Source organism: Massilia sp. 01N410 (assembly GCF_056399665.1).
Genome location: NZ_JBFTRV010000017.1, coordinates 48,967 through 64,811, shown reverse-complemented (window position 1 = coordinate 64,811; position 15,845 = coordinate 48,967). Strand labels below are relative to the sequence as shown.

The 15,845-nt window shown below is 64.6% G+C and carries 20 protein-coding genes; 7 read left to right on the top strand and 13 right to left on the bottom strand.

The window, feature by feature from the left end:
- Positions 1–9: 9 nt before the first annotated feature.
- On the top strand, positions 10–480 hold the full coding sequence (locus AC1DOP_RS20620) for a DUF7931 domain-containing protein (protein ID WP_442123505.1): 471 nt from the start codon (positions 10–12) through the stop codon (positions 478–480).
- Between the two features lie 238 nt (positions 481–718).
- Positions 719–988, top strand: a complete 270-nt coding sequence (locus tag AC1DOP_RS20615) for a hypothetical protein (protein ID WP_442123504.1) — start codon at positions 719–721, stop codon at positions 986–988.
- 155 nt (positions 989–1,143) lie between these two features.
- On the opposite strand, the gene bamC is transcribed toward AC1DOP_RS20615, so the two are convergent.
- The 9 genes from bamC to AC1DOP_RS20570 all read right to left on the bottom strand — a co-directional run bounded on the left by bamC (position 1,144) and on the right by AC1DOP_RS20570 (position 9,095).
- The gene (gene bamC / locus AC1DOP_RS20610) at positions 1,144–2,283 is read right to left on the bottom strand and encodes an outer membrane protein assembly factor BamC (RefSeq protein WP_442123541.1); all 1,140 of its coding nucleotides are present in this window, start codon (positions 2,281–2,283) and stop codon (positions 1,144–1,146) included.
- Positions 2,284–2,307: 24 nt separating this feature from the next.
- Positions 2,308–3,201 carry a 4-hydroxy-tetrahydrodipicolinate synthase gene (gene dapA, locus AC1DOP_RS20605; protein ID WP_442123503.1) on the bottom strand — a complete coding sequence of 298 codons (894 nt, stop codon included), beginning with the start codon at positions 3,199–3,201 and terminating at the stop codon, positions 2,308–2,310.
- Between the two features lie 114 nt (positions 3,202–3,315).
- Positions 3,316–3,879, bottom strand: coding sequence for a class I SAM-dependent methyltransferase (locus tag AC1DOP_RS20600; RefSeq protein WP_442123502.1), 564 nt, complete (start codon positions 3,877–3,879; stop codon positions 3,316–3,318).
- Positions 3,872–5,074: a tryptophan--tRNA ligase gene (locus tag AC1DOP_RS20595; protein ID WP_442123501.1), complete on the bottom strand. Its 1,203-nt coding sequence runs from the start codon at positions 5,072–5,074 to the stop codon at positions 3,872–3,874. Before AC1DOP_RS20595 ends, AC1DOP_RS20600 begins: the two co-directional genes overlap by 8 nt.
- A gap of 4 nt (positions 5,075–5,078) precedes the next feature.
- The gene (locus AC1DOP_RS20590; RefSeq protein ID WP_442123500.1) at positions 5,079–5,732 is read right to left on the bottom strand and encodes a site-2 protease family protein; all 654 of its coding nucleotides are present in this window, start codon (positions 5,730–5,732) and stop codon (positions 5,079–5,081) included.
- Positions 5,733–5,780: 48 nt separating this feature from the next.
- The gene (locus AC1DOP_RS20585; RefSeq protein WP_442123499.1) at positions 5,781–6,404 is read right to left on the bottom strand and encodes an L-threonylcarbamoyladenylate synthase; all 624 of its coding nucleotides are present in this window, start codon (positions 6,402–6,404) and stop codon (positions 5,781–5,783) included.
- Complete coding sequence (gene htpX, locus AC1DOP_RS20580; RefSeq protein ID WP_442123498.1) at positions 6,401–7,297, bottom strand: protease HtpX; 897 nt, start codon at positions 7,295–7,297, stop codon at positions 6,401–6,403. The genes AC1DOP_RS20585 and htpX overlap by 4 nt, the downstream gene beginning before the upstream one ends.
- Before the next feature lie 16 nt (positions 7,298–7,313).
- Positions 7,314–8,147, bottom strand: a complete 834-nt coding sequence (locus AC1DOP_RS20575; RefSeq protein ID WP_442123497.1) for a 3',5'-nucleoside bisphosphate phosphatase — start codon at positions 8,145–8,147, stop codon at positions 7,314–7,316.
- 69 nt (positions 8,148–8,216) lie between these two features.
- Positions 8,217–9,095: an alpha/beta fold hydrolase gene (locus AC1DOP_RS20570; protein WP_442123496.1), complete on the bottom strand. Its 879-nt coding sequence runs from the start codon at positions 9,093–9,095 to the stop codon at positions 8,217–8,219.
- 166 nt (positions 9,096–9,261) lie between these two features.
- Here AC1DOP_RS20570 and AC1DOP_RS20565 point away from each other — a divergent pair, with 166 nt between their 5' ends.
- The 5 genes from AC1DOP_RS20565 (at position 9,262) to AC1DOP_RS20545 (ending at position 12,845) form a co-directional block, all read left to right on the top strand.
- Positions 9,262–9,786 (top strand): gamma carbonic anhydrase family protein, encoded by a 525-nt coding sequence (locus AC1DOP_RS20565; RefSeq protein WP_442123495.1) that lies wholly within the window; start codon positions 9,262–9,264, stop codon positions 9,784–9,786.
- A 3-nt stretch (positions 9,787–9,789) separates the two neighbouring features.
- Positions 9,790–10,746 carry an Hsp33 family molecular chaperone HslO gene (gene hslO / locus AC1DOP_RS20560; protein ID WP_442123494.1) on the top strand — a complete coding sequence of 319 codons (957 nt, stop codon included), beginning with the start codon at positions 9,790–9,792 and terminating at the stop codon, positions 10,744–10,746.
- A 9-nt stretch (positions 10,747–10,755) separates the two neighbouring features.
- Positions 10,756–11,178 (top strand): acyl-CoA thioesterase, encoded by a 423-nt coding sequence (locus AC1DOP_RS20555; protein ID WP_477253040.1) that lies wholly within the window; start codon positions 10,756–10,758, stop codon positions 11,176–11,178.
- A 105-nt stretch (positions 11,179–11,283) separates the two neighbouring features.
- Positions 11,284–12,057: a DUF3108 domain-containing protein gene (locus AC1DOP_RS20550; RefSeq protein WP_442123492.1), complete on the top strand. Its 774-nt coding sequence runs from the start codon at positions 11,284–11,286 to the stop codon at positions 12,055–12,057.
- 362 nt (positions 12,058–12,419) lie between these two features.
- Positions 12,420–12,845, top strand: coding sequence for a PAAR domain-containing protein (locus AC1DOP_RS20545; protein WP_442123491.1), 426 nt, complete (start codon positions 12,420–12,422; stop codon positions 12,843–12,845).
- A 44-nt stretch (positions 12,846–12,889) separates the two neighbouring features.
- On the opposite strand, the gene AC1DOP_RS20540 is transcribed toward AC1DOP_RS20545, so the two are convergent.
- From AC1DOP_RS20540 to eno, 4 genes are all read right to left on the bottom strand, one after another.
- Positions 12,890–13,693, bottom strand: coding sequence for a hypothetical protein (locus tag AC1DOP_RS20540; protein WP_442123490.1), 804 nt, complete (start codon positions 13,691–13,693; stop codon positions 12,890–12,892).
- A gap of 104 nt (positions 13,694–13,797) precedes the next feature.
- On the bottom strand, positions 13,798–14,040 hold the full coding sequence (locus tag AC1DOP_RS20535) for a helix-turn-helix domain-containing protein (protein WP_442123489.1): 243 nt from the start codon (positions 14,038–14,040) through the stop codon (positions 13,798–13,800).
- Positions 14,041–14,044: 4 nt separating this feature from the next.
- Positions 14,045–14,410 (bottom strand): cell division protein FtsB, encoded by a 366-nt coding sequence (ftsB, locus tag AC1DOP_RS20530; protein ID WP_442123488.1) that lies wholly within the window; start codon positions 14,408–14,410, stop codon positions 14,045–14,047.
- Positions 14,411–14,501: 91 nt separating this feature from the next.
- Positions 14,502–15,788 (bottom strand): phosphopyruvate hydratase, encoded by a 1,287-nt coding sequence (gene eno / locus AC1DOP_RS20525; protein ID WP_442123487.1) that lies wholly within the window; start codon positions 15,786–15,788, stop codon positions 14,502–14,504.
- Positions 15,789–15,845 lie beyond the last annotated feature (57 nt).

Here is a 15,845-nt window from a genome sequence, read left to right as displayed (position 1 = left end):
CTGAGCACGATGGACATCCTGCGCTTCGACACCCGTGCCGAGTTCCAGCGCCAGCTGCGCGCGGTGCTGGAGCGGGCGCAGGCCTCGCTCGACATGTTCGATCCGGATTTCTCGCTATTCCCGCTGGGCGATCCGGATGTCGACACTACCCTGCGCCGCTTCTTTCTGGGCGGCGGCCGGTTGCGCCTGGCGATGCATGACAGCGCGCACACCGAGCGCCACTTTCCGCGCTTCCTGCGCCTGCTGCGCGACCACGGCCACCGGATCGAATGCCGGCTCACCGGGCGCGGCATCCGCCAGCTCACGGATTCCTTCTGCATCGCGGACGGCGTGCACCTCGTGCGGCGCTTCCACAGCGACCATTTACGGGGCGAAGCGGCGTTTGATGCGCCACAAGAAAGTGAAATCCCGCGTGAGCGTTTTGCGGCAATCTGGGAAGAATCGCAGCCGGGTTTGAGCCCGTCCACGACCGGGCTGTGAGCCGGTTTCCCTATGACACGCTAGCTGCACATTCGTGTTACAAGTTGATACAATATGAATGTTGTTGTTACCTCTAAACGTGCCATCCTGGCATGAGTTTTCTATTGCGATTCAGTAAATTTGGCTATAATATCGGGTTAGGAAGATTCCGTATCGAAATTCCTAACGAGCGATAATTACCGGTAATTATTCATCGCATTAGATGTACCTTACCTTTTGAATTTACTAAGGAAAAATCATGAAAAAATCTCTGCTGATCGTGTCCCTGCTGGCTGTTGCTCTGGCTGCTTGCAGCAAGAAAGAAGAAGCTCCTGCTGCTGCTCCGGCACCGGCTGCTGAAGCCACCGCTCCGGCTGCTGCTCCGGCCGCTCCGGCTGACGCCGCTGCAACCCCGGCCGCTCCGGCCGCTGCTGAGGCTGCTGCTTCGGCCGCTTCGGCTGCTGCTTCGGCCGCTTCGGCTGCTGCTGACGCTGCTGCCGCTGCTGCTGCTCCGGCTGCTTCGAAGTAATTCTGAATTGCTTCAGAAAAAAACCGGCCTGCGGGCCGGTTTTTTTACGCCTGTACTAGCCGAACACGTCATTTCCGCGAATGCGGGAATGACGCTTTGGAGTCAACAATAAAAAAACCGGCCAAAGGCCGGTCTTTCTTTGGGCTCGAACCCGATTACTTCAGCTCATCCGCCAGCAGCTTCAGGATCTTGGCACCGGTTTCCGAGGTCTCCGGCTTGCCGTCGTTGCTCTGGACGGTGATGTCGGTGGTGGTCGCGTTCGGGACCGCCGAGACCAGCACGCGGTAGCGCTGGGCTTCCTTGTTCTTGTCTTCGCTGCCGAACAGCTTGCTGAAGAAGCCTTCCTTGCTGGCCTTGTCCGGATCGACATAGCGCACGAAGTAAATGCCCTGCACGCGGTCGCGGTCTTCGACGGTGAAGCCGACGCGGTCGAGTGCCAGGCCGACGCGGCGCCATGCGCGGTCGAAGCCTTCGTCGACGACGACCTTGCCGTTTTCCAGCTTGGCGTGCTGGGCTTCCGGCGCGGCGCTGGCGACGGCCTCGGTGGCCTGCTTGACTTCCGCCGGCTTGATCTGGCCGGTCAGCTGGGCCATCAGGCGGCCCAGGAATTCGGCTTCCAGGCCCGGATCGCTCGGACGCGAGGTCCAGGTCGTGCTTTCCTTCTGCGGACCAACCAGCACTTCCTCTGCACCGCGGTGGCTGATGTAGATCTCGGTCGAGCCGTCCGGACGGCGCTCCAGGCGGGTGCGGTACTTGTCGCGCTCGCCGGTCGAGTAGGCCGAATCGAAGACCTTGCCGATGGTGCGGCGAATGATGTCTTGCGGGATCTTGGCGCGGTTCTCGGCCCAGTTGGTCTCCATGATGCCGGTCTGGAGGTTCTCGGATTCCACCGTGAAACCGACGCTCGGCCAGAAGGCCTGGAGCTGCGGCCACAGCTGTTCCGGGGTCTCCTTGACCACCAGCCAGCGCTGGTTGCCGGCGCGCTCGATGCGCACGGCATCGGTCGAGACCGGACCCACGGCGCCGTTCACGGCTGCCGGGCCGGCGGCCGGGGTGCCGCGTGCCTGCTGGAAGCCGGAAGCGGTGGCGATGCCGCGGCCGTCAGGCACGGCGTAGCGGTTGTCCTTCTGGAGTTGGGTCAGATCGGGCGGGATGTCCAGCGGCGCGGCTTTCTTGGCCGAGCGGTAGTCCACTTTATCCGATTCGAACACGGTCGTGCAGGCGGCCAGGCTGAGCGCCACGGTGGCCAGGGCGACGGTGCGGGCTGCGTGGTGAGTCTTGAACTTGCGATTCATCATGTCGTTCTGAGTCTGAAGCTATCAAAGGACGCCGGAGTCGCGCAACGCGGCGCGTACGGTGTCGTGGTATTGCGCGGACAGCGGCGCCAGCGGCAAACGCAGGCCCGCCGGCATCTTGCCCATTTCAGCCAGCGCCCATTTGACCGGGACCGGATTCGGTTCTACGAACAGCTTGCTGTGCAGCGACAGCACGCGGTTATTGATTTCCACAGCACGGGCAACCTGCCCCGCCATCGCCGCCTCGCACAGCTCGTGCATGGCGCGCGGTGCGACGTTGGCCGTCACCGAGATATTGCCGGCGCCGCCCATCAGCATCAGCGCCATCGCGGTCGGATCGTCGCCCGAATACACGCCGAAAGGCTTGCCGCCGGCGAATGAGCGATCGAGGTCGCGCAGCAGCTCGGCCCCGCGGCCGATGTTGCCGGTCGCATCCTTGATGCCGACGATGTTGTCGATCGGCGCCAGCCGCAGCACGGTCTCGTTGCTCATGTCCGCCACGGTTCGGCCCGGCACGTTGTACAGGATCACCGGCAGGTCGACCGCTTCCGCGATCGCCTTGAAGTGCCGGTACATGCCTTCCTGGGTCGGACGGTTGTAGTACGGAACCACCTGCAGCGAGGCGTCGGCGCCGACGTCCCTGGCATGGCGGGTCAGTGCGATCGCTTCGGCGGTCGAGTTACCGCCCGAACCGGCGATCACCGGAATACGGCCAGCGACGTGCTCGACCGTCAGCCTGATCAGTTCGCAGTGCTCTTCCGGGCTGACGGTGGCGGATTCGCCGGTCGTGCCGACGATGACGATGCCGTCCGTACCCTCCGCAACATGCCAGTCGATCAGTTTGCGGAGGCTGTCTTTGTCCAGACTGCCGTCTTCAAACATCGGAGTGACGATTGCTACTATGCTGCCCTTAATCATAATCAGTGGACCGTGCCGTTAATAAATAAAAATTCGATTGTACTGGATAGCCCGCGGTTATGGTTCATTACGCCTTAGATAAATGACCTCACTTATCGGACATTTACAGCTCAGTTACAAATTACCAGAAACCAAATTTGCCATGCCGGGATCGAAGGCCGGCCCCACCGCGCACAGGCGCTGTACGCGCGCAGGTTTCGGCGCATCGATGACGCCATCCTCGTAAGCCACCACGCGCAAGCCGCCGCGCGCGGCCAGTTCCAGCAACTCACCGGGATTCAGCAGGAAGTCCGGGTTCGACGGCTTGCCGAAGATTTCGTTCCCGTGGGCGAAAGTTTCGTAGATCAGCACCCCATCCGGCGCCAGCGCCGCGGCGATATCGCCGAACAGCGGGCGGTGCAGGTAGTTGGTGACGACGAGTCCCGCCAGGCTGCCCGGCGCGATGGGCCAGACCGCGCCCGGCGCTTCCAGGTCGTGTTGCAAGGTCACGATGCCCGGCCCTGCCGCGGCGGCCAGCGCCCCGGCATCGCGGTCGAGTGCGGTCACGGGATGGCCCAGGCCGGCAAACAGGCGTGCATGGCGGCCGCTGCCGCAGGCCAGGTCGAGCACCCGCCCGTTCGGCACCAGCGGCGCCCAGCGCGCCACCCATGGCGACACCTCGGACATACGCTCAGACATACGACAAGCCCATCGCTTCGCGCACGTCGCGCATGGTTTCCTGGGCCAGCTTGCGCGCCTTTTCGCAGCCGTCGGCGACGATGGCGCGCACCAGCGAAGGATCGTCCAGGTATTGCTGGGCGCGCTCGTGCATCGGCGCCTGCTCGGCCAGCACGGCTTCCACCACCGGCTGCTTGCACTCCAGGCAGCCGATGCCGGCGCTGGTGCAGCCCTTCATGACCCAGTCCCTGGTATCGCTGTCCGAATAAACCTCGTGCAGCTGCCACACCGGGCACTTGAGCGGATCGCCGGCGTCGCTGCGGCGCACACGCGCGGGGTCGGTCGGCATGGTGCGGATTTTCTTGGTGCTTGACGCCGGATCCTCGCGCAGCGAGATCGAATTGCCGTAGCTCTTGCTCATCTTGCGGCCGTCCAGGCCCGGCAGGCGGGACGCCTCGGTCAGCTTGACCTGGGGCTCGACCAGGATGATCTTGTGGCTGCCTTCGAGGTAGCCGAACAGGCGTTCCCGGTCGATGTTCGACAGGCTGCCGGCATCGATCAGCATGGCCTGCGCCTGTTCCAGCGCGGCGGCGTCGCCTTCCTGGCGGTAGGCGGTGCGCAGCTCGGTGTAGAGCCTGGCGCGCTTGCTGCCGAGCTTTTTCACGGCATCCAGCGCCTTCTGCTCGAAGCCCGGCTCCTTGCCATACAGGTGATTGAAGCGCCGCGCAATCTCTCGCATCATCTCGATGTGCGGGACCTGGTCCTCACCCACCGGCACCTGGGTCGCGCGGTAGATCAGCACGTCGGCCGCCTGCAGCAGCGGATAGCCGAGGAAGCCGTAGGTGGCGAGGTCGCGGTTGGCCAGGTTCTCGATCTGGTCTTTATAAGTCGGCACGCGCTCCAGCCAGCCCAGCGGCGTGGCCATCGACAGCAGCAGGTGCAGCTCGGCGTGCTCGGGCACGCGCGACTGGATGAAGATGGTGGCCTGGGACGGATCGATGCCGGCGGCGAGCCAGTCGATCACCATGTCCCAGGTGCTCTTTTCGATGATGCTCGGGTCGTCGTAATGCGTGGTCAGGGCATGCCAGTCGGCCACGAAGAACAGGCAAGGCAGTTCGGACTGCATGCGGATCCAGTTCTTCAGGGCTCCATGGTAATGGCCGAGGTGCATGTGCCCCGTCGGGCGCATGCCGGAAACGACACGATCGGGAAACATGGGCTTAGCCAAGCACGAGATTAAGCGGATAGACGATCAGCTGCAGCAGCAGGTTCGCCACCGCCATGATCGGCACCACCCAGTATGCCAGCAGCTTCAGCAGCATCAGGCCCAGCAGGATGAAGAAGCCGTAGGGCTCGATCTTCGCGTATTTATAGGCCAGCTTGTTCGGCAGCAGGCTGAAGACGATGCGGCCGCCGTCCATCGGCGGGATCGGCAGCAGGTTGAAGGCCAGCAGCACCAGGTTGGTGAGGACACCTGCCTTGGCAACCCGGTTCGGGAATGGTTCGGAGACGCCGAAGTATTCGAGGAAAATCCCGAGCAGCAGCCACAGCAGCGCCATGGCGAAGTTGGCGGCGGTGCCGGCCAGCGCCACGAAGGCCATGTCGCGCTTCGGGTTGCGCAGGCGGCCGTAGTCGATCGGCAGCGGCTTGGCGTAGCCGAAGGCAAAGCCGGAAACCAGATACAGCATGATCGGCAGGATCACGGTACCGAAAGGATCGATATGCGCCAGCGGGTTGGTGGTGACGCGTCCGGCGGCGAACGGCGTCATGTCTCCAAAATATTTTGCGGCATACGCCTGGGCGGCGTTGTGCATCGTGATCGCAAAAAGAACGGGCAGTGCATAGACTGCGAGGTTGCGTATGAGTTCATCCATAAAGGAGATTCTAACAGACGCCGCGGACGGGCCGGCCGTCAGGGCCGGCTAGAGGCCGAAGACGGCCGGATCGCCGCGGCCTGCGCGCAGCAGCACAGGCTCGTCGCCGGTCAGGTCGACGATGGTGGTTGGCTCGAGAGTGCCGGCGCCGCCGTCGATGATGAGGTCGAGCTGCTTGCCGAGGCGCTCCCTCACCTCTTCCGGATCGGACAGCATGTGGTCGTCCCCAGGCAGCTGCAGGGTGGTGCCGATCAGCGGCTCGCCCTGCTCTTCCAGCAGGGCCAGCAGGATCGGGCTCTCGGGCACGCGGATGCCGATCGTCTTGCGCGAAGGATGCGACAGGCGGCGCGGCACTTCATGGGTGGCGTCCAGGATCAGCGTGTAGGGGCCGGGCGTGACCGCCTTCAGCAGGCGGTACTGGCGGTTGTCGACGCGCGCATAGGTCGAGATTTCGGACAGGTCGCGCACCAGCAGGGTCAGGTGGTGCTTCTCGTCGACGCCGCGGATGCGGCGCAGCTTCTCGACCGCGCCCTTGTCGTCGAGGCGGCAGACCAGGGCATAGGCCGAGTCGGTCGGGACGGCGACGATGCCGCCCGACTGGATGATCTGGGCGGCCTGGCGGATCAGGCGCGGCTGCGGGTTTTCCGGATGGATCTCGAAGAATTGGCTCATCGTGCAAACCCCGGCTGTTGCAGGGTTTGCAGGGCCGCGATCCGTTCTTCCATCGGCGGGTGGGTGGCGAACAGGGCGCCCCAGCCACTGCCGCCGCCGGCAATACCGGAGGCCGCCATCGACTGCGGCAGGCCGCCGGCGTGGGTGCCGCCCAGGCGCATCAGCGCATGCTGCATCGGCAGCGGGCTGTTCAGCAGACGGGCCGAGCCGGCGTCCGCGCGGAACTCGCGCTGGCGCGAGAACCAGGCCACGATGATGGACGCAACCAGGCCGAACACGATCTGGCACACGAACACGGTAATGGCATAGCCGATGCCGGGACCGCGGTCGCTGTCGCCCCGGCGCAGCATGCTGTCGACGAAGAAGCCGACCACCCGCGCCAGGAACACGACGAAGGTGTTGACCACGCCCTGGATCAGGGTCAGCGTGACCATGTCGCCATTCGCCACGTGGGCGATCTCGTGGCCGAGCACGGCCTCGATCTCTTCATGGTTCATGCTTGCCAGCAGGCCGGTGGACACCGCCACCAGCGAGGAGTTCTTGAAGGCGCCGGTGGCGAAGGCGTTCGGCTCGCCGTCGTACACGGCCACTTCCGGCATCGCGATGCCGGCGCGCTCGGCCAGCGAACGCACGGTATTCAGCAGCCAGGCCTCGGTGCCGTTGCCCGGCTGTTCGATCACGCGCGCGCCGGTGCTCCACTTGGCCATCGGTTTGCTCATCAGGAGCGAGATGATCGAACCCGTGAAGCCGACCACCAGCGAGAATACCGCCAGGGCGCCGATGTTGAGACCGCCCGGCCCCACCGTGCGCCCGACGCCGAGGACGTTGAGCACGATGGTCAGCACGAGCACCACCGCAAGATTGGTGGCCAGGAACAGGATGACTCTTTTCATGAGATGAAGCCTCCTCTCAGAACCAGTCGTGCCACACCGGGGTCAGGCCCGCCGGCAGCGGCGCCAGCTTGTCGAATTCGACCCTCGCCTCGCCCGGCGCATGGAAATCGGTGCCGCGCGACGCCAGGAAGCCGTAGCGGCGCGCGGTCTCCGCATAGGTCTCGTACTGGTCCGGCGTGTGGCTGCCGGTGACGACTTCGATGGCATTGCCGCCCAGCTGCTTGAACTCGTCGAACAGCGCGCCCTCGGCCACCGGCGTGAAACGGTAGCGGCCCGGGTGGGCGATCACGGGAACGCCGCCGGCCTTGCGGATCCAGCCGACCGCCTCGGCCAGGCCGGCCCAGCGGTGCGGCACATAGCCGGGCTTGCCTTCGGTCAGGTATTTGCGGAACACCTCGGCGGTGCTGCCGCAGGCGCCGATCTCGACCAGGTAACGCGCGAAATGGGTGCGCGACAGCAGGTCGGGATTGCCGACGTACTTGAGCGCGCCCTCGTAGGCATTCGGAATGCCGGCGCGGTCGAGCTGGGTCGCGATCTCGCGGCCGCGCGCATCGCGCCCATGGCGGGTTGCCGCCAGGCCCTGCACCAGCGCGGGCTCGTCCTCGTTCACCTGCAGGCCGACCACGTGCACGGTTTCGCCGCCCCAGGTGACGGAAATCTCGACACCGGGCACGAAGCGCATGCCGAGCTCGCCGGCAGCCTGGCGCGCCGCCTTGATGCCGCCGACCTCGTCGTGGTCGGTCAGCGCCCAGACGTCGACCCCGCCCTTGCGGGCATAGGCAGCGACGGCGGCTGGCGCGAGTACGCCGTCGGAGACATTGGAATGGCAGTGGAGATCGACTTTCAGCATGCCTTCATTGTACCTGCATCGGGCGGTCACGATGCGTTACGCGTGGGCACTCCGTGCCCACGCCTTACCTCATACCGCCAGAAACTCTTCGATCATCCGCGCCAGCATTTCCGGCTGGTCATGATGCAGCATGTGGCCCGCATCCGGCATCATGCGCGGCGTCACCTTCGCCAGGTGGCCCATGCGGCGCTCGACTTCGCTGCGCGCCTCCTCCTTCGGTCCCATCCACAGCCACATATTCGTGTGCTCGGCCTCGACCCACAGCACCGGCGCCGTGACGCGGCGCCAGCAGGCCAGCACTTCCTCGATGCGGTACAGCAGCGGGCCGCGCATCTTGTGGGCCGGGTCGCCCAGGATCTCCCATTCGCCGTCGGCGTTCCGCGCTGCCCAGTGCGGCGCCAGGAAGGCGGCACGCTCCGCCGGCAGGCGCGGATTGGTCTTCCGCAGGCGCGACGCCACCTCCTCGAGGCTGGCGTAGGGACGCATGGCCGGCGGCGATTTGAGTTCGTCCAGCCAGGCGGCGTAGCGGCCCGGCGCCGATTCCGGGCGGGTCGCCGCCAGGCCGAAGCCTTCCAGGTTGATCAGGCGCGCCACGCGCTCCGGCCGGATGCCCGCGTACACGCTGACGATGTTGCCACCCATGCTGTGCCCCAGCAGCTTGACCGCCTCGCCCGGCGCGTAATGGTCGAGGATGGCGTCGAGATCCGCAAAGTAATCCGGGAACCAGTAGGTGTCCGTGCCCGGACGCTCGGTCAGGCCGAAGCCGCGCCAGTCGTGGGCGATGACGTGCCAGTCGCCCTGCAGGGCGTCGACCACGAACTGGAAGGAAGCCGACATGTCCATCCAGCCGTGGGCCATGAAGAGCTTGGGTGCGCCTTCCCGTCCCCAGTGCCGGACGTGGGTGCGCAGACCGCGGATGGTGAGGAATTCGGAACGGGAAGGAGTCATGACGAGCCTGCTTGAATGGTGGAAAATAGAACGACCGTTCAGATTATATGCCGAAAGCTTGATTTGCCGCTCACCGTCCCCATCTCTGCCCCTTGCCGGACGACAGCTGGCACGAGGGCGTAAAATAGCGGTATTACAACCCCTTTACTCTTCTGCGAGCACATCCATGGCAATCTACCAGCTGGGCGAGCATGCGCCCGAGATCGACGCTTCGAGCTATGTCGCCGATTCGGCCAACCTGATCGGCAAGGTGACGATCGAAGCGAAAGCCTCGGTCTGGGACGGCGTGACGATCCGCGGCGACAACGAGCGCATCACGGTCGGCGAGAACAGCAATGTACAGGAAGGCACGGTGATGCATACCGATATGGGCTATCCGCTCACGCTCGGCAAGAACGTCACCGTAGGCCACCAGGCCATGCTGCACGGCTGCACCGTCGGCGACGGCTCGCTGATCGGCATCCAGGCGGTCATCCTGAATGGCGCCAGGATCGGCAAGGCTTGCCTGGTCGGTGCGGGCGCCCTGGTCACCGAAGGGAAGGAATTCCCGGACCACTCGCTGATCCTCGGGACCCCGGCCAAGGTAGTGCGTACCCTCACGGAAGAAGACCTGCTCCGCCTGCAAGGCAATGCCGCCAGCTATGTCGAACGCGGCCAGCGCTTCAAGGCGGAGCTCAAGAAAATCGGATAAAGAATGACGACTGATACCAGCAAGGACATCCTGCAAAAATTCATCTTCGACAACGCCGCCGTGCGCGGCGAGCTGGTCGAGGTTTCCAAGGCCTGGGCCGAGATCCAGTCGCGCCACACCTACCCTAAGGCAGTGAAGAGTCTGCTGGGCGAGATGGTCGCAGCCAGCGCGCTGCTGTCGGCCAACCTGAAGTTCAACGGTTCAATCGTGATGCAGATCTTCGGCGACGGCCCGGTCAAGCTGCTGGTGGTCGAGTGCGACGCCGAGCTGCACCTGCGCGCCACCGCCAAGCTGAGCCCGGGCGCCGTGGTACCGGACACGGCTTCGGTCACCGAGCTGCTGAACGTGGGCGGCCAGGGCCGCTTCGTGATCACCCTCGATCCGAAGGACAAGGTGCCGGGCCAGCAGCCCTACCAGGGCGTGGTGCCGCTGCACGGCGAGGACATCGCCACCGTGATCGAGAACTACATGCTGCGCTCGGAACAGATGGACACAAAGCTGTGGCTGGCGGCCGACGACAAGGTCGCACGCGGCTTGCTGCTGCAGAAGCTGCCGCGCAACAGCGAGGTCGAAGGCCAGGTGGCCCAGGCGACCGAGGAAGAAGACATCGAGACCTGGAACCGTGCGCTGGCCCTGGGCGGCACCCTGAAGCAGGAGGAGCTGCTGAGCGTGGACGTGGAGACCCTGTTGAAGCGCCTGTTCTGGGAAGAGACGATCCGCGTGTTCGATCCGCTGCATCCGGAATTCCACTGCAGCTGCTCGCGCGAAAAGGTCGGCAATATGCTGAAGATGCTGGGCAAGGAAGAAGTCGATTCGGCCCTGCACGACCTCGGCCAGCTGGCCATCAACTGCGACTTCTGCGGCAAGCACTACGAGTTCGATGCGGTCGACTGCGCCCAGCTGTTCGCAGCCGACCTGACTGCCGACGCGATCGCGCCGGCCTCCGATGTGAAGCACTAAAAGGTCCGCATGCGCGACACGCCCCGCTCCGCCTTCCCGCATTTTTGCGAGATCGCTACCCGCTGGATGGACAACGACGTCTACGGCCACGTCAACAACGTCCATTACTACAGCTACTTCGATACGGCGGTGAACCGCTTCCTGATCGAACGGGGCGTGCTCGACATCCGTGGCGGCAAGACGGTCGGTTTCGTGGTCGAGACCGGCTGTTCCTATTTCCGCTCGATCGCCTTCCCGGACACCGTCCACGTGGGCGTGCGCGTGGCCAGGCTGGGCAACTCCAGCGTGCGCTACGAGATCGGCCTGTACCGCAACGACGACGAGCTGCCGGCGGCGGCCGGGCATTTCGTGCATGTTTATGTGGATCGGGAGAGCAACCGGTCGGTGCCGATTCCGGAAGAAACCAGGGCACTGCTCGGCACGCTTTCCTAGGGCGGGCTCTGCGAGCCCACGCGAACGCATGCATATCCATTTGTTGTTGCATTGACACATACATAATCCCCATACTTGGCAGCAATCCATCACCAAGGAGCTGCCATGCCGTCCCTGCGCCACCTCATCCTGCCCGCCCTGCTCGCGGGCCTGTCCCTGTCTTCCCAGGCCGCCGTCCACCAGGTCGACGTCGGCACGCCGCTGCCGCGCTTCGACCTGCTCAAGCCCGGCACCCACCACTATCTCCGCTACGTCAGGACGCTGGACGGCGCCAACACGCCGGTGGACATCTGGGCGCGCGAAGTGCGTTTCGATGAGCGCGACGGCAAGCGGCAACTGCACATCGTGCAGCGCTGGGATGGCGCGGCCGCTGCACCGGCCTCGCCAGGCTATGTCAGGAAGCTCGACTCCTGGTTCGACACCGCCACCTTCCGTCCGCTGAGCCACGTGCGCGTCACCGAGAAGGAGGGCAAGAAGGTGGTCGAAGGCTTCCTGTTCGCGCCGGACCGCGTGAGCGGCATGCAGGACCTGGCCGAGAACACGCAAAAGGCGCTGTCGGTCGCATCGGGCGAGCCGACCTTCAACTTCGAGACCGACATCGAATTCCTGCAGGCGCTGCCGCTGGCCGAAGGCTATGAAGCCAGCATCAATTTCTACCATCCGGGCGGGCCGGCGCCGAAACGCTACAACTTCAAGGTGGCGGGCTCCGAGCGCATCGCCGGACCGGGCGGCCCGATCGACTGCTGGGTGGTGACGACCGATTACGGCACGCCCGGCGCCGATGCGAAGTTCTGGTTCGCCAAGGGCAGCCAGGTGATGGTGCGCCAGGAAAGCGCGCCGCGCGACGGCAAGGTGATGGTCAAGGCCCTGATCGACTAAGAACCAATCCCAGCAGGGAATGAGTCGTTGCTGACGCGCCTGACAAGCGGGTGCTGCGTTGCTCGTCGTTGCATGGCGCGCCATGCGGCCTCCTCGCGCCTTGCCCGCGCTTGCCATGCTTCGTCATCAACTTCGCCCTCCCTACTGGGATTGGTTCTAAGAACCAGAAAGCGCTGTGTCGGAATTCCCTGAATCAAGAACGTGATTCCGGACAAGTTGAGCAACATCAATTGGTTTGAATCAACAATGCGGTCCAATGGCGGCCAGTGTACGAACCCGTGCACACCGTGCCGGGACAATGTCGCTTTTTTACAAAGGCGGCATTGGCCCGGTCAGTCGAATCCGTCGTTTTGGAGATCAGGATGAACAAGGCAGCACTCAAGGACACTTCGCATATTTTGCTCTCGCAGACACCGTACGGCGCCGCCCCGCTGCCGCGCAAGGTCGTCGCCCGCTACCCGATCGCGACCATCGGCTCGCGCACCAGCCGCGGCGGCGAGGTGGTACTGGCATCGAACGACCAGGTCGCCGACGATTACCGCATCGCCTGCGTCGGCGACCGCGTACGCTACCCGGACGGCAGCGAAAGCGTGATCACCTCGGGCGCCGGCCACGCATCGACCTTCGCCAACCGCCCGATCGCCCTGGTCGGCAGCCATGTCGCCAACGGCGACCGCATCGTCACCCGCGCCCAGAGCATCGGCGAAATCGTCGTCCTGGAAGGTGAGCCGGTGCCCGGCCTGCTGGAACCCGGCTACGTGCCGCCGCTGGCGGGCAGCGCCGCCTGAGCATCCGGCGCCCGGGCTGCCGTCGCCGGAGCGGCGTCGGCGGCTCAGGCCGGATTCGCCTTTCTGCTGATCTCGGCAAAGGTGACGATGTCGAGTGCGCCGGAAAACTCGATCACGTCGCCGCCCTTCACGCGCTCCGGATCGATCCTGAGGACCTTGCAGTTGCCGATGGTGGCGTCGGCCACCGATTTGCCGTCGATGAGGATGTCGCCGCCGGCGTCGAGGAAGCAGGCTTTAATGGCGTCGTGCTTGTCGCGCTTGAGGTGACGCAGGCGCTGGTTGAAGTAGGAAATCTTCCCCAGCAGCGTATCGATCTGCTGAGAGGCCTTGCCGAGGTCGGCGTAGCGGATGCGCTGGCCGGCGCCGACGCGCAGCGAAAAATACAGGTACAGGGGCTTGGTGGTCGGCTCCCTGAACAGGATGCTTCCCTCCTCCGTATATGCGGCCTCCAGGTCGGGCGGCACGAAATAGCCGCCGCGGCGCACCGGCACCGTCACGTCCACCGAGCGGCTGACGATGGCCACGCCCCACTTCTTGGGCAGGTAGGCGTCCTGTTCGACGTCGGACATCGACGGATAGCGTGCCCGCACCAGCACGTCGACCAGCCGCGGTTCCGGCGGCTGGTAGGACTGCAGCAGCCGGAAGCTGTCGATGAAGGGACGGTAGGGCAGCTCGCCGAATTTCCTCGATTCCTTGATCGTGACCGTGAACGCGGGCTTGGCCTCGGCCTCGGGCGCGGGCGCTTGCGGGGATGGCTCATGCTCCTGGGCCGCGCCATGGGCGGCGCCCAGGCAGGCCAGGATGCCGCACACGAGACGGGGAAGTGTCCAGAGGGGGACGAAATGCAAAAGGTCTCCTAAGCAATTGGCTTAAAGGAAACTATTGTATTTTAGAATGATTTAAACGTCACTTATTGTCGACTTAAAAGCGGGCGGCTTAAAAGCCAGCTCTGTCACGGCATGTGCAGGTCGATCACCTTCATGATCGCCAGCGTGGTGTCGAGGCTCATCTCGCCTGCGCGCATGGCGTCCGCGAGCTGGGCGCGCGGCAGGCTGGCGGCGGCTGCAAGCAGCGGCAGGCCGTCGGAGTCGGCCACCTTGGCCAGCGCCGCACTCATGGCGTCGGCATCCCCGCTTTCGAAGGCGGCGGCCAGGCAGGCGGCGACGGATTCCAGTGTGTTCAGGGTGTCGGACATGGGTTCAGTCGTCGGGCGGCTTTTGCGGTTTGGCGCCCTTGGCGCCCTTGGGTTCGCGCGGCGGCGGCGGCGGGGTCATCATGACCGCCGGCTTCTCGTCCTTGCGCAGCACCTGCACGAAGATCTCGTTCTGCTTGATCATGCCGAGTTCGTAGCGGGCACGCTCTTCGACGGCTTCGGTGCCGTCCTTCAGGTCGCGTACTTCGGACTCGAGCTTGGCGTTGCGCGCCTTCAGCTGGTCGGTGCGGGCGCGGCTGGCGGCGAGCGTGCGTTCCAGCTCGCCGACGTCGAGCCAGCCCCCTTTTCCCAGCCAGAGCGGGTACTGAATCAGCAGCAGCAAAGCGGCAAGGGCAAGGGTAATAATGCGCATGGTGAGGATGATGTAAAAATTCGGAAGACAATCCGGCCGGCCTTTGGCCGTGCGGAATGGCTCCCGAATCTTCGGCTACTGCATGACCCGATTACTTCAGGTTGTAGAACGCGTCGCGGCCCGGGTAGCTGGCGATGTCGCCCAGGTCTTCCTCGATGCGCAGCAACTGGTTGTACTTGGCCATGCGGTCCGAACGCGACATCGAGCCGGTCTTGATCTGCAGGGCGTTCAGGCCAACCGCGATGTCGGCGATGGTCGAGTCTTCGGTCTCGCCCGAACGGTGCGAGATCACGGCGGTGTAGCCGGCGCGCTTGGCCATCTCGATGGCGGCGAAGGTCTCGGTCAGGGTGCCGATCTGGTTGATCTTGATGAGGATCGAGTTGGCGATGCCCTTCTGGATGCCCTCTTTCAGGATCTTGGTGTTGGTGACGTACAGGTCGTCGCCCACCAGCTGCACCTGCTTGCCCAGGCGGTCGGTCAGGATCTTCCAGCCGTCCCAGTCGCCTTCGGCCATCGCGTCCTCGATCGAGATGATCGGGTACTTGTCGCACCAGGTGGCCAGCATGTTGGTGAAGTCGGTTGCCGACAGCTGCAGGCCGCCTTCGCCTTCCAGCACGTACTTGCCGTCCTTGTAGAACTCGCTGGCGGCGCAGTCCAGGCCGATCGCGATCTGGGTGCCGGCTTCGTAGCCGGCCTGCTCGATCGCCTGCATGATCAGCTTGATCGCTTCTTCATGGTTGGCGACCGACGGAGCGAAGCCGCCTTCGTCGCCGACGGCGGTGTTCAGGCCCTTCGAGTGCAGGATCTTCTTCAGGGTGTGGAACACCTCGGCGCCGTAGCGGACCGCTTCCTTGAAGGACGGGGCGCCGACCGGGATGATCATGAATTCCTGGATGTCCAGGTTGTTGTCGGCGTGGGCGCCGCCGTTGATGACGTTCATCATCGGCACCGGCATCTGCATCGCGCCCGAACCGCCGAAGTAGCGGTACAGCGGCAGGCCGGCTTCTTCGGCGGCTGCCTTGGCCACGGCCATGGAGACGGCCAGCATCGCGTTCGCGCCCAGGCGGCTCTTGTTCTCGGTGCCGTCCAGGTCGATCAGGGTGCGGTCCAGGAATGCCTGTTCGTTGGCGTCCAGGCCCATGATGGCTTCGCTGATCTCGGTGTTGATGTTCTCGCAGGCCTGCAGCACGCCCTTGCCGAAGTAACGCTTCGGATCGCCGTCACGCAGCTCGATCGCTTCGCGCGAACCGGTCGATGCGCCCGACGGCACGGCGGCGCGGCCCATCACGCCAGATTCCAGCAGCACATCGCACTCGACGGTCGGATTGCCGCGCGAGTCGATGATTTCGCGGCCGATGATATCAACGATAGCACTCATGGTTCTCAGTCTCCAGAAAGTAAAGAAATCGTTACCCGTCGTTCCCGCGGAGGCGGG